This window comes from Prevotella pectinovora (genome assembly GCF_041323955.1).
Lineage (GTDB): Bacteria > Bacteroidota > Bacteroidia > Bacteroidales > Bacteroidaceae > Prevotella > Prevotella pectinovora.
The window spans coordinates 2,374,629-2,387,430 of sequence record NZ_JBGLIV010000001.1 but is presented as its reverse complement, the minus strand read 5'-3'; the positions used below and the strand labels follow the sequence as shown (position 1 = coordinate 2,387,430).

At 45.2% G+C, this 12,802-nt stretch carries 11 protein-coding genes and 1 pseudogene; 4 read left to right on the top strand and 8 right to left on the bottom strand.

What is annotated here, in order from left to right:
- Window positions 1-161: 161 nt before the first annotated feature.
- The 4 genes and pseudogenes from ACDC99_RS09370 (at window position 162) to mobV (ending at window position 4,862) form a co-directional block, all read left to right on the top strand.
- Window positions 162-494 carry a helix-turn-helix transcriptional regulator gene (locus ACDC99_RS09370; RefSeq protein WP_370756634.1) on the top strand — a complete coding sequence of 111 codons (333 nt, stop codon included), beginning with the start codon at window positions 162-164 and terminating at the stop codon, window positions 492-494.
- Window positions 481-1,875: a DUF3987 domain-containing protein gene (locus ACDC99_RS09365; protein WP_370756633.1), complete on the top strand. Its 1,395-nt coding sequence runs from the start codon at window positions 481-483 to the stop codon at window positions 1,873-1,875. The genes ACDC99_RS09370 and ACDC99_RS09365 overlap by 14 nt, the downstream gene beginning before the upstream one ends.
- A gap of 102 nt (window positions 1,876-1,977) precedes the next feature.
- Window positions 1,978-3,021 (top strand): annotated as a pseudogene (locus ACDC99_RS09360) (DUF6371 domain-containing protein).
- Between the two features lie 158 nt (window positions 3,022-3,179).
- A complete protein-coding gene (gene mobV, locus ACDC99_RS09355; protein WP_370756632.1) occupies window positions 3,180-4,862 on the top strand; it encodes a MobV family relaxase in 1,683 nt (560 codons plus the stop codon).
- Here mobV and ACDC99_RS09350 read toward each other — a convergent pair.
- The 8 genes from ACDC99_RS09350 to ACDC99_RS09315 form a co-directional block, all read right to left on the bottom strand.
- The gene (locus ACDC99_RS09350) at window positions 4,811-6,874 is read right to left on the bottom strand and encodes an ATP-dependent DNA helicase (RefSeq protein WP_370756923.1); all 2,064 of its coding nucleotides are present in this window, start codon (window positions 6,872-6,874) and stop codon (window positions 4,811-4,813) included. The two genes, mobV and ACDC99_RS09350, sit on opposite strands and share 52 nt — an antisense overlap.
- A gap of 2 nt (window positions 6,875-6,876) precedes the next feature.
- Window positions 6,877-7,278, bottom strand: coding sequence for a hypothetical protein (locus ACDC99_RS09345; protein ID WP_370756631.1), 402 nt, complete (start codon window positions 7,276-7,278; stop codon window positions 6,877-6,879).
- Between the two features lie 168 nt (window positions 7,279-7,446).
- A complete protein-coding gene (locus ACDC99_RS09340; protein ID WP_370756630.1) occupies window positions 7,447-7,890 on the bottom strand; it encodes a hypothetical protein in 444 nt (147 codons plus the stop codon).
- Window positions 7,891-8,087: 197 nt separating this feature from the next.
- Window positions 8,088-8,522 carry a hypothetical protein gene (locus ACDC99_RS09335; RefSeq protein WP_370756629.1) on the bottom strand — a complete coding sequence of 145 codons (435 nt, stop codon included), beginning with the start codon at window positions 8,520-8,522 and terminating at the stop codon, window positions 8,088-8,090.
- A 144-nt stretch (window positions 8,523-8,666) separates the two neighbouring features.
- Window positions 8,667-9,872, bottom strand: coding sequence for a DUF3825 domain-containing protein (locus tag ACDC99_RS09330; protein ID WP_370756628.1), 1,206 nt, complete (start codon window positions 9,870-9,872; stop codon window positions 8,667-8,669).
- 176 nt (window positions 9,873-10,048) lie between these two features.
- On the bottom strand, window positions 10,049-10,411 hold the full coding sequence (locus ACDC99_RS09325) for a WCX domain-containing protein (protein ID WP_462686412.1): 363 nt from the start codon (window positions 10,409-10,411) through the stop codon (window positions 10,049-10,051).
- Window positions 10,408-11,106 (bottom strand): hypothetical protein, encoded by a 699-nt coding sequence (locus tag ACDC99_RS09320; RefSeq protein ID WP_370756627.1) that lies wholly within the window; start codon window positions 11,104-11,106, stop codon window positions 10,408-10,410. Before ACDC99_RS09320 ends, ACDC99_RS09325 begins: the two co-directional genes overlap by 4 nt.
- A gap of 5 nt (window positions 11,107-11,111) precedes the next feature.
- The gene (locus ACDC99_RS09315) at window positions 11,112-12,572 is read right to left on the bottom strand and encodes a hypothetical protein (RefSeq protein ID WP_370756626.1); all 1,461 of its coding nucleotides are present in this window, start codon (window positions 12,570-12,572) and stop codon (window positions 11,112-11,114) included.
- Between the last annotated feature and the right edge of the window lie 230 nt (window positions 12,573-12,802).

Genomic DNA, 12,802 nt, shown 5'->3' with positions numbered 1-12,802 from the left:
TTTCGCTTCCTGTTTCGCTGAAATACAAGAATTGCAAATCGTTGAAAATCAATTATTTTTAGCTATACTTTTGTGCCATCGTTCCAAGTGGAGCGGTGGCTTTTTCATCTATAATGCCACCAAGATGAGAGGGTCAAAAATCTGGTGGCGCATGTATGGCTATGACAGATTTAATGTCTATTCTTTCAACAGGTAATGCTAACATCAAGTTAGAAATTACTGGTGAGGACTTGCGCAACTTCTCTGAGGAACTGATAAGTCGCGCAGTCAATGAGGTTGCGATGGTCATGCAAGACAACAAGCAAGATTGTCTGCTAACCAAAGAAGAAACAAAGAAACGCCTCGGTGTTTGCGATGCCACCCTCTGGCATTGGGACAAGAAGAGCTATCTGAAGCCTGTTAAGGTTGGTTCCAAAGTAAAGTATCGTGAATCGGATGTAAAGAAGATTCTCGGAGTTCAGAACAAATCATTTGGTGACTATGGAAAAGATTGAGAATAACAGCCAAGGTGTTCTGGCTCTAACCAACAAAATCCGCATGGAAGCCAAAGGCGTGAAAGACATCGGTATTCCCCTCGATGCCTTCCCGCACAAGTTGCAGGACATCATCTTTGAGGTGGCCCGCATAGAGCAGTTCGATTTGGAGTATCTGACCCTGAGTATGCTGTCGGCAGCAGCTACCGCTATCGGAAACAGCTGTCACATTCGCATCCGTGGCTCATGGAAGAGTTGCCCAGCCCTGTATGTCATCCTGATAGGAAGACCTGGGCAGGGTAAAACTCCACCACTTGACTATGCGTTCCGTCCACTTCAAGAACATGACTTTCTCCTGATCAGCAAGTTCATTGAAGAAAACAAACGCTATGCAGAACTGAATGCCGGAAACAAAGGCAATGCCACTGATACCGGCAAACCAGTTCTCGTGCAGACCATTCTCTCCGATCTCACACAGGAGGCTATGATGAGGATCCATAATGATAATCAACGTGGTATTGTTATCCTTGTGGATGAAATCATGGGGTTCTTCAACAGTATCTATCGCTACAATGACAGTCCTTTGCTTACTCAACTACTGACTGCCTATAGCGGAAAACCCTTGAAGGTGTCCCGTTGTAATAATCCAGTTCCCATCATCATTCCACATCCATGTGTCAACATTATCGGCACTACCCAGACGCAACGCATTGGGGAACTCTTCACGAAAGAGAATGTATCAAGTGGACTGATAGATCGCATCTTGTTCCTTCATCCCAAGAATCGTGACATCCCAAAGATGGAGGAAAACCTGAATGCTGGTTCCCAAGGTAACGACAGGGCAGAGAGTGTCTATCGGAAGTGGAAAGCGATTATTGATAAGCTACTTTCACTGGAACCTGATCATGATGAGAAAGGTATTATCTTGCCCAAGGTATTATACATGAGCGAAGAAGCCTACAGGTTCTTTGCCCAATGGAAAAATGCCCTCGTTGAGAAAGCCAATAGCATTGAGGACGAAAGGCTTATTGACAGTCGTATGATGAAAGCCGATTCCAATGTGGCCCGACTTGCTCTGGTCTTTCAGCTCTTGGGCTGGGCTTGTGACGAAATCCACATGCAGTACATAGATGTCCGTTCTGTTCAGGCTGCCATCCGCTTGTATGACTATCTGGAACTGTCGTACCAGAGCATCAAGTCACACATCCGGACAGAGACCATGCCTCCTTTGAAAAAAGCCTTTCTTGATTTAGTACAGATAGATTTTACCACTGCTGATGCTATCAAAGCAGGTGCAGAAATTGGTGTCTGCGAGAGTACTGTGAAGAAGGACTTAGCCAGAATGTGTGAGGAACGGATTCTTCAGAAAACGGCACATGGTGTTTACAAAAAACGACTCTGATACACCCGATACATTTTACACTTTACATTTTCCCAAAGTGTAAAAGTGTAAAGTTCCGTCGTGTAACGACCCTTATTCAATAACTCAAAAAGATTTATAATTATGAATGAATACCGATTCCATTTACAGAAATACATAGCTGGGAAGACCCCAAAACAAACATGTCCCCAATGCGGCAGAAAGCGATGCTTTGTCAGATATGTTGACGAGGAAGGTAAGATTTAGTTCCCCGACTATGTGGGAAGATGCGACCATGAGAATTCGTGTGGCTACCATTATACGCCTAAAGACTTCTTCATGGACAATCCCGACATGAAGCCCAACAACTATGATAATGAAACATGGAGATATGATATGACTAACAAGCCTATCATGCCAGCCAAGGTTAAGGCTGAGCCTGTTACTCCGTCTTTTATCCCTCCCGACACTATTCAAAAGACTCTTTCCCACTACGACATCAATCCCTTATACCAGTTCCTATGCAGGACCATTGGCAAGGAAGCAGTCAACAGACAGTTTGAACGCTATAAGGTGGGAACATCCAAGAAATGGGGAGGTGCGACAGTCTTTTGGCAGATTGATAAAGATGGTAACGTCCGATCAGGAAAGCTGATGGGGTATAATCCCAAGGACGGACACCGTATCAAAGAGCCGATACCGCAGGTCTGCTGGGTACACTCAGAACTAAAACTGCCAGACTTCCATCTGAAGCAATGCCTGTTCGGAGAGCATCTGCTTGCTACATCTTCTGCCACTGTCATGCTGGTGGAAAGTGAAAAAACCAGTCTGATAGCATCCCACTTCATGCCAGATTTCCTTTGGCTCGCCACAGGTGGCAAAGATGGTTGTTTCAATGAGGAAACCATGCAGGTACTTCATGGCAGGGATGTGATTCTGATGCCGGACCTGGGGGCGACAGGGAAATGGACGAAGAAGTCCGCCATCCTCACTCCCATCTGCAAGAGCGTAACCATTTCAACTGTCTTGGAACAGATGGCAACTGATGAACAGCGTGAAGCAGGACTTGACATTTCCGACTTTCTCCTGATGCAGGAAACTAAGCAGATGATTCTCCAGCGAATGATAGAACGCAATCCTGCTTTGCAACTACTAATCGACAAACTGCAACTGGAATTAGTAGAGTAACCAAGAGCTTGCTCTCTTGGACTGAGAATAAAAGTCCATAACACAATAAGGACTTTTTGCGTTTCAGCAATAAAGTCCCGTCGGGTATCTGGCAAGCACCAGCCCCGACCGTTACGAGCAAGCTCAATCAACAACCTTTATAAAATATCGGAAACATTATGAGAACAGATATCAAACAAGCCATGCACATGGATGCAGCGAAGTCCTTCAGCACGGCAGAAGCAAACGAGAATGAACGTCGTTGGAACGAGGAACGGTTTGACCAAAAGAACCAGGATCCAACCAATCACTATGACAAAACCCGGCAGCATCTTAACTTTGAGATTGGCCCAGACGGGAAAATTCACCCACTCGGCTATCAAGAGAAATCTTTGGAGGTGCGTCTGGCAGAGAGATTGGAGCTACTGGGCTGGCACAGTTTCAAGGAAGGAAGCAAGAACCAACCAAACATGTGTGCCAAATTTATCTTCGGTGGGAACCATGACCGTACACTCCAGATGGCATTTGGTGACCAGACTGTTAGTACAGACAGAGGTGCAGACAATAGCCACTTGCACCGCTGCCCAGAAATTGAACGATGGGTGATGGATGTCTATGACTGGTGCGTACGTCGCTATGGACGGGAAAACATCATCGGCTTTCAGGTCCACTTGGATGAAACTTCACCGCACATTCACGCCTTGATAGTTCCTGTTGGCAGCAGAAAGAGTGGTCTGGAATGCGTCATGTGGTCGGCCAAGTTCGGAAAGAACAAGTATGAATATGGCCAGATTCTGAAGGAAATGCATACGTCGCTCTATGAGGAGGTCGGTAACAAGTATGGCCTTGACCGTGGTGACAGTATAGACGGACGGCAAGTTCAACATCTTGGCAAGCGTGACTACATCCGTAAGCTCAACAAGGACATACAACAGTCAGAGAAAGCTATCAAAGGACTCAAAACTATGCTGGCGAATCTACAGACTCAGATAGAGGAACGGCAAAAGCAATTGGAAAACCTCGAAGGAAAGCTGCGTAGTGGCAAGATACACCTGCAAGACTATGAGGACGAGAGGAAAAGCTTGCAGCGTCAGATTGTAGATTTACATAACAAAGTCTATGACAAGATGGCTGCCATCGGCAGGAAGGAAAGCGAGTTGGCGAAACTGACCAAGGAGGTGGAAACTGTCAGCAGTGTCATTCAGCCGTTCCGCAACCACAAGATCGAGTTTGACCCGCCAAGGATTACTGAGAAACCGCCATTGTTCGGTGTTGACAAATGGCTTGACAAACAGAACGACCAGATAGCTAAACGCTTCACATCAATAGTCAGAAAGATTGAGTCTCTTTATATGCAGGATGCAGAACGTCAAGTGAAGGCAGCACAGAAGAACGTGCTGGCAGACTATCGAGAGTTGAATCAATTGCGTGGTGACTACGAATCCCTAACGGACAGCAGTCATCAGCAAGATTATGCCTATCGCCAGTTGCTTGACCAGTTGAGTGTACCATCCTTACGAGTCCAGGTTCTAGCTATTGCCGATGCTCTTATTGGAGGCAGGCCAATCCCGTCATCTGGAGGAGGTGGAGGTACGACATCCGATTTGAGATGGGATGGGCGCAACCCTGATGAAGAGGAGGATGCCTACCGCAGAAGATGCCTTTTGCAAGCATCGAAGATGGTAGGTAGTAATGGCGTAAAACGAAAGAGATTGAATTCTTTCAACAATTTTGTTTTTCATGTCACTTTGGGTTGTGAATATTCTGTTTTATTAACTCTCAACAATTGGAGTCAAACGAAGATAACCCCTTATTGCTCAAGGGGTAACTCTTCGTTGAACTCTTGCTTCTTGATTCTTTGAATCAGGTAGCTGACGGACTTCGGAGCCTTGGAACGGCACTCTTTCAACTGAGCATCAAAGTCTTCGTCTGACAGGTCTGAGTTGAATGCTTCTATCAGTTCGCTTTCTTTTGGAGAGTCAAGCATGATGTTATGACGCTTCATCAGCAAGCGCAACGCATGGATGCCTTTGTCATACTTTGGCTTTGCTTCAACAAGTTTACGCATCAGATCAAGTCCCGGGTCACCGATGTGCATTTCGTTGAGCATGGCAATCATGTAGAGCACCTTGGCATCTGGTGTTGCCATGTCAAACACATCACCCATCTGAACGTTCACTGCGTCAGCCTCTGTGTAACGCTCAAGCATGGCTAAAGCGCGTGACTTCACATAGAGAGCCTCCTGGCAATGGTGGTTTTCGAGTACAGCATCTGCAAATTCCAATGCCTGCTCGTACTTGCCAGAATAGAGGCTAAGCAAGGCTGCAAGGAACTGGGATGTCCAATGGCCCGACGTCAGCAGCTCCTCAGGAACACTCTCTATACACCCCATGAGATCATCGTCACAGATGAGAGTGTCAAGGAATCGCTTTGCCTGTTGCATTGCCTCTTTGATGTCGCCGGCTTGTGCTTTCTTGCATACCAACAAGAGGTATTGCTTGGCAGCTTCGTCGTAGTCGTTCTTCTGCAGCGCACCATAGACAGCCTTTCCACTTTCTATCTCGTTGTTGATTACCTGTTCGTCGTTGTAGCCACTTGCGTATGCTAAAATCTCACGACTTGTGTGAGCATACTGTGGGATAACATCCTTTGAGAGGAACAGTCCATCCAACGACCGAACACGGCTGAGTGCAACGTAGAGTTGACCTGCAGCGAAGAGGCCTCTGCTGAGGTCAAGCGACATCTTGTCAAATGTCATGCCTTGGCTCTTATGAATGGTGATGGCCCATGCCAGTTTCAGTGGGTACTGAGTGAAGGTTCCTGTCACCTCCTTCTTCAGTTTACGTGCTTCACGGTCGTACTCATAGCTTACCGAGTCCCATGAAGTACATGGAACCACGTACTGATCGCCATTGCTCAGTTCTACGTGGATTTCGTCTTTTGTGAGTTTGACCACCTTTGCCAGAGTGCCATTCGCCCAGCGTTTTTGCTGGTCGTTGCGTGTGAACATCACCTGAGCACCAACTTTCAATCGTAGGTTTAGCTCTACGGGCAGTTTCTTGTCATCGAACTTTCCTGCGATGGTTCCCTCGTAAGTGAACTCTTCTGCATCAATCTCAGCCAAACGCTGTTGGTTGATGCCGTCAGCGGTTTTGTTGAGCGATGCCAACGTAATGACCATGCCATCTTTATTTTGCGGATGGGTCACACGCTGATTGAGGTGCATGATATTCTCTGGGGTTACCTTGTTCATGCGAACGTTCTCCAAGATGTGAAGGAACTGCTGGTCGTCGTCCTGACGATACACCTTTTGAAATTCAATCTTCACGAGGCGCATGTGTTTGATCGCATCTGCTTTGTAGAAGAAGAAATCATCTGTCTGGTAGATGTCGTGAAGGAGTTCACGTTCAGCGCCCTGTCTCACAACCGGTGGCAACTGGAACATATCACCTACGAAGATGATTTGCTTCCCACCGAAAGGCTGAGTTGTACGAAGCGCTCTGCGGAGAGTGTAGTCAATGGCGTCCACGATGTCACATCTTACCATTGACACTTCATCGATGATGATGGTATCTGCATGGAGAAGAGTGAGAATACGTGCCTCATTCAGTTTGCCGCATGTTCCTGGTGTGCACACCTCCATCGGCAGACCGAAGAAGGAATGTATGGTGTCACCACCTGCCAGAATTGCAGCCACACCGGTTGGTGCCAGTGTGATGAACTGCTTGTCTACCATCTTCTGCACATTGCGGAGGAAGGTTGTCTTACCGGTTCCTGCACGGCCTGTGAGGAAAAAGCTGCTGTTGGTGTTGGCAATGAGCTCGTATGCGAGCACTTGCTGCTGGTTCTGTGTGTCTATCTGTGTGTGTTCCATGTTCATCGCTGTTCGATTGCTGGGAGAATTTGGGTGAGACGTGTGTTGAAATCGCTGTCGAGGAAACTCTTGTAGCATCCGTCAATGAGTTCCTTTGTTTGGCTTTCGAGCTGATCTGCAGGTACTGACGTACGTTGTGCCTTCAGAATGCCAGCGAGGAAGTCTTTGACCATAGCCTCGGACTCCATGCGGACAAATGCCTCGTTACGATGCACTTTGTCATAGTCACGCTTTTGGATGAGTTCGACCCTTTTGCCATTGAAGGCGTAGAGTTCGATACCGTCGATATAGGTCCAGTTGTGGTAGAGGCCTACCTTTTCAACAATGACCACTCGGTCGCAAAAGCGGATGCCACGATAGTAGCGATTGCCACTGGCACTTTCGTACTCGTCGCAGATGAACATCTTTTGACCGTTATCCCATGCAGGGACATGAACTCTTGGGCTGCCAAAGGTTGGCAGAATGCTATCGAACAGGTTCTTGCTGATTGCTTTTGTCAGTGTTGCCATGTGTTTCGATTTTGAGGTTTGTTATTTGTTTCGCTTTGTTCTCTGTTTAGCGTAGCAGCTGCTTTATACAAGCTGCTTACGCTGTGTTTCCTCGATCATCTCGCGAGAGAAGGAGAGCATCTGCTGCTCGCTGACGTGTGAGCCGAGTGCCTTTGCCTGTCCAGTTAGGAAATCTTTCAGCATCATGATGCTTTGTTCCTTAGCGAACTGCTCAGAGAAGCATCTCCAGTTGCAACCTCCCCAGAACTTCTGGGCGATGATCTTTGCTTTCTGCCCATCCCAACAGAACAGCGTGATGCCGTTGAGGAACGTGTGAGCATAGCCTTCACCGATGTGGTAGTACACCGCCAGTCTCTTTGAGAGACGGATGGCTCGGTAGTAGGTGTTGCCAGCTGCGCTGGTGTAACCGAGGGTGAGATACACGTTCTTCTCAGGATTGTAGGTGAGAGAACTGCCCGAGAGGGCTGGGAGTGCCTTTGCGGCAACGAGTGCGAGTTCTGTGCTCATTTTCGTTGTGTTTTTGTGTTTTTGACGGAATAGGCCGTCGCCGATGATATTAAATAATGTATTAAACGAAACCAACCCTCTCGGAATTGCGATGCAAATTTACAACCTATTTTTCTGTTTATCGAATCTTTTGGCAAAGACATTGGTTCCCTCTGACTTGGAACCATTTGCAGAATGGAAACCAATGCCTGTTTACTTTAAGCGCATAGCTGATAGCGCTTCAAGCAATCCAGACTTTGGCTTGCGCAGTAGTGCTGCAATTGCTTTGTAAACCTGTTGCCACTCCTCCCAGCCCGACGATGGGCTGACTGTGCCTGACGCTTCTCAACAATCCGGCGGAGAATGCGTTTCTGACAAGCATACGATTTCATTCCGTTACGCCCTTTCAGGTTGAGAAGTATACCGTCAAAGAGTTCTCCCTCCAAGATTTGAGTCAAACGGCCGCAGGACTCTTTCGCCGCAGCCTTCCGATATTTGACGCCTCTGGCCACAAGTTCCCAACTCTTTGCCACCTTGCGTCGGGCATTGGCTTCTGTCTGGATGCGCTTTTGATTAGCTCTCTGCCTCATCTTCTTGTTTGCCTTCTTTGAGCTGTTCATCACGGTCTTTTCGTTGTTGCTGTTGTTCTTCATAGTTGTCGATTTTTGGGGTTTGTTGTTCTGTTTTGCGCTGCAAAGATACATATCGTTTTCTTGCCAGCGAAAGAGTTTTTCGGAATGATTGGTTCCCTGTAGGGTGGAACCATTTGCCACCCCAAGGGGAACATCATTTGAGTATCAGAGGATGGTGTCAGGATTTAGCCAAGTGTCATCAGGCTTAGCAATCAAGCGCGCATTCTGATACACGGCATCCAGGGGTAAGATCGTTTCAGGTGTGTAGTACTCGTTCTCTTTGTCAGGAGTGAGTATGAGTGCAAAGTCTGGCTTGCTGCTATACGTACCTTTCAAGTAAATGGGCATCAGCAGTTGGATCTTCCCTGTCTGTGGGCGATACATCGGCACGATGAACTTGTAGTTGCGTTGAGCGATTGCAACAGCGAACGTAATCGCATCATCCAATTTGCGACCGAGTTCGTCAGAGGAAGCGGCCTGCATCTCTATCGGAAATCGCTGCCTACGTTCTTCGATGATGTGGGTGAACTTGTCGAAGTCCTTGTCTATTGTCCAGGTCGGCTGGTATATCACCTCCTCCACTTTCTCAAAGAAGTGCGGCTGCTCTGGGTGAACATCTTTTGCAAACCCGAGTTTGCGCAACTCCAGTTCTTTCCTCACTCGCCTTGGACTCATCAGCAGTTCACTTCCATCCTTTTGCTTACGCACCTCCACCACAATAAGAATTTCGTGAAAAAACTTGTCCAGCAAATTGGTGTTGAAGACGAGGAACCTGCTATCCTGACTATACACGAGTTTGTTCTTCGCCCCCCTTTCTGCCTCCTTCTTGAGGACCTCGAAGGTGTTCTCAATGTACGACTTCAGAATGGGATGGTTGACAGCAGACGGTTTGTTTTTGAACGACCACGTCTCTGGAATAGTGCTGGCGGCGATGTCCTCAAGGAATGCAAGACCTTCTTCCTCGTTCTTGAAGTAGAGGTCTCCCCAGTGGAACATCCTGCTGGCTCGGATCTTCGCATCAAGTGTTGCCTTATAACCCCATGACACGCCCTTGAAGACAGGCTCTTTTCCTCTTTTCTCAAACCAACCGATAATGGGATTGCCTGTAGTGTCTGCCAGCCCTGTCTCAAAATACAGGTAGGCGGCATCCTTGCGTGTTACGTCCTCACCTGAACGACTCTGAGCGTAGCCATACTTGTTAAGGTACACAATACTTGCTCCATCAACAAGTGCGTTGAGTTCCGCCGTGCTCACTTGTTTCTCATCGGTGAGCAACTCGTTGAGTTCTGCCTTGCAGCTTTTGAGGTTCGTCACATAACCGAGCTTCAAAAGTCCGGTCTTGGGGGAGTTGAAGTTCATCTTGTTCTCCATAGTTTTTCGTTTTGTTCCTACCAACAGTTTGCAGCGCCAATCATCGTGGTAGTTTCGATGTTTTGACGCTGCAAAGATATTGACTTTTCTTCGTGCTATGAAGAATGGTTATCAATACATTGGTTCCGTTCTATTTGGAACCATTCGTATACAGAGACTATGGCGCAAATGATGTGCTATTCATACAGTTTTGCCAAATCTTTTACTCGTTGTTTGAATAAATCTCTCACCTCTTTTGGTGATACAATTTCAAGTCCTGCCCCCATTTGTAGAATTCGCCCAAAGAACTCATTGTTCACCTCCACTTTCAGAGAAAACTCACCATAGGTTCCATCTTCATGGTCACCCCATGGAGTGGCAATGGACTGTGACAGATGTATTGGTTTCGTTTCGGTCAGTTTATACATATAATATGTATGCGCGCGTAAAACCATATCATATTTTGTGGTATCTTTTGTATGGCTAACTCCGACAATATCCTTGAAAAAATGTTCGTAAAACAATGGTGGCGCAGCAATATACTCTATTCCTGGTCTCACACATGGCTTGGCCTGAATACGATCCAATGGAATATTGTAACCATTCTCTGGAGAATGGCCTTCCGCATGTCCAAAAAGGTTCCACCTACCATTGTATTCCGGGGGTGGAAAATAAGTGTACGTTTTTCCTCATTATATGGTTTATAAACAATAGAAAGCACTTGCTTGCGGACGATTGCTTCATAGAGAAAAGGTAGAATCTCAATGTTTGTCAGCATCCTATCTATACTCACACTCAACACTTGTTCACCCTTTTTCCTTTTAGTCTTTATTTCTAATAAATCTCGGCTATCCTTGAAGAAGTATTCAAGCCAAGAGGATGGAAAGAAACCTGCAGAATCCTGACAGAACCTCCAATATTGTCTCAAGTCATTAATCACTTTCGCATTACGCATATCCGCTAAGGGGTCATCATCATTTCCGATATAGCGAAATCGCTTGTTTCTGTTGTTTCCTTCTTCTTCAAAGCATTCTGTGCCAAGTTTTTCTTGAATAGATTTTCTAACTGCCGGAAATGCCTTCTTCAATTCTCCATATCCTGTTCCTGAAGAAACGGTAAATTGTTTATCTTTTGGGTAACAAATATCCATTATGGATTTATATGTTACCCATTCACGTGTCATGAGTAATTTATATGCTATTTGTGCAAAAGCAGCAAAATCACAATCGCCATCAAAGAGATTCTTGCGTATCATAGCCTTTATTCAGTTCGATGGACATCGTCAGCTTTCCAAAACAATTTGTTAGGATCTGCCCAATTAGGTTCACTCACGGCCTTAAAAGAGACCTTATCATTTTCAAAGATTTCCCCACGCTTAGATTTGACTTGAAGTGGGTAAGGATACAAATTGCATTTAACATTCAAAAATGTTCCATATTGATTGTTCACCTCAACCACAACTCCTTCATAATATTTCCCATTTTCTAGATTTTTCGAACAAGATGGTACCGATACTTGGTTGCTTTTTTTTATATTTTTTTTCTTTTGGGGTGCTCTTTCTATCATCAATAGTAGTTCATCACGAAAATAATTAAGCACTTTTGATTGAATGCTCTTATAATGCTCTAAAGTAAAAGGTACAATTCCGTCGTTTACAATGAGAAAAAGCTTGTCATCGTCCATTTGCCTTGCCTCATAGCTATGGTCACTATGATCATATTTGTTACGCAATGCTCGTATCATGTAGCAGAATTCATGCGTATAAAAGTCAGAAGGAAGGCGTTTGCCAGTTTCGCTACCTTCATAATAAAGAATACAAACAGATGTTGCAAAGGCAGTCAAAGCCCCTTCGTCTAGGCAAGGTTTCTTCATGACATTAAAATACGATGTGTCTTTTGTTGTTGCAATGAATGGCTTATTTGTAGCATATGAATTATTGGCGCAATCGCGCAATCGCGCAATCTCATCTACTAAAGAATCTCGTTCTTTCTTTTCAATATCTATTGCATCATCAGAGACAGAAGTGTCTTGTTTACGAGCTGTTAAGTAATCGAGTAAATAGCCTATACCTATACTGTATACATTGCCGTCAACTTTTATAAGCCCCTTTGATAATAATCCACTAACACCATCAGGTATGGTATCCTCAAACGTTTTTTCTCCACTAGAGAGTAAGAATAAAACTGAGCGCTCCACATCGGATGTAAAGCGATTGTTTACAATTTCTGCTAAATAATCACGAATTATTTGATAATCAGGAATCTCAATCGTTCCATTATTAATCATGTGTGAACCTACAAACTTTGCATAATATGGAATACCACCTGTATGTCTGTATATGGTTTCTCCAATTGAAAGAAATTTCCCCCTTTGTTCCTCATCATCGAAGAGAGAACATTCTTGTTTCCACATCTCTTCAAAATCATCTTTAGTCAACGGTGGTAAAGAAACATTCTCCAAACCACAATTTAATTCAGGTGAACCGATAGTTGTACATATGGAACTCCATGTTGATGTCCCAGCAACCCAAAATTTGAGATTACAGCTTTTTTCTGTTGCAGCCCCTCTAATCCTAGAAAAATCAGAAGGACTTTCCAACGCCTCAAGTAATAGATAATCTATTTCATCTAATAAAAGGAGCACATATTTACCTGACTCAGCTACTTTATCGGCAAGGAAGAAAAGCACTTCTTTCTGATATTCTGGATTCCAGTCTTTCATTTGTACGAGCATGTCCAATTTGTCATCTGAAACATCCAGAGTGCATCGACGCGATATCTTGAAATCACCTTCTTGTAACAGCCCGTCATCACACATTTTTGATGCCAGCAAGGCTGCCATGGATCTATAAACAGCAGGGGTGTCTTTTTTTAGGTTCTTCCGTTAAATGCATAGATAGAAAAAAAAATTTTATATTATGATAAAAATAAAGCTGGCATCATCTATCTTTG

What these genes read in the sequence shown, in the direction of transcription:
- ACDC99_RS09340 (WP_370756630.1), bottom strand. Translation starts at nt 7,890, where the DNA reads ATGAGCACAGAACTCGCACTCGTTGCCGCAAAGGCACTCCCAGCCCTC.
- ACDC99_RS09345 (WP_370756631.1), bottom strand. Translation starts at nt 7,278, where the DNA reads ATGTTCATCTGCGACGAGTACGAAAGTGCCAGTGGCAATCGCTACTAT.
- ACDC99_RS09330 (WP_370756628.1), bottom strand. Translation starts at nt 9,872, where the DNA reads ATGGAGAACAAGATGAACTTCAACTCCCCCAAGACCGGACTTTTGAAG.
- ACDC99_RS09370 (WP_370756634.1), top strand. Translation starts at nt 162, where the DNA reads ATGACAGATTTAATGTCTATTCTTTCAACAGGTAATGCTAACATCAAG.
- ACDC99_RS09320 (WP_370756627.1), bottom strand. Translation starts at nt 11,106, where the DNA reads ATGATACGCAAGAATCTCTTTGATGGCGATTGTGATTTTGCTGCTTTT.
- mobV (WP_370756632.1), top strand. Translation starts at nt 3,180, where the DNA reads ATGAGAACAGATATCAAACAAGCCATGCACATGGATGCAGCGAAGTCC.
- ACDC99_RS09350 (WP_370756923.1), bottom strand. Translation starts at nt 6,874, where the DNA reads ATGGAACACACACAGATAGACACACAGAACCAGCAGCAAGTGCTCGCA.
- ACDC99_RS09365 (WP_370756633.1), top strand. Translation starts at nt 481, where the DNA reads ATGGAAAAGATTGAGAATAACAGCCAAGGTGTTCTGGCTCTAACCAAC.
- ACDC99_RS09315 (WP_370756626.1), bottom strand. Translation starts at nt 12,572, where the DNA reads ATGAAAGACTGGAATCCAGAATATCAGAAAGAAGTGCTTTTCTTCCTT.
- ACDC99_RS09335 (WP_370756629.1), bottom strand. Translation starts at nt 8,522, where the DNA reads ATGAAGAACAACAGCAACAACGAAAAGACCGTGATGAACAGCTCAAAG.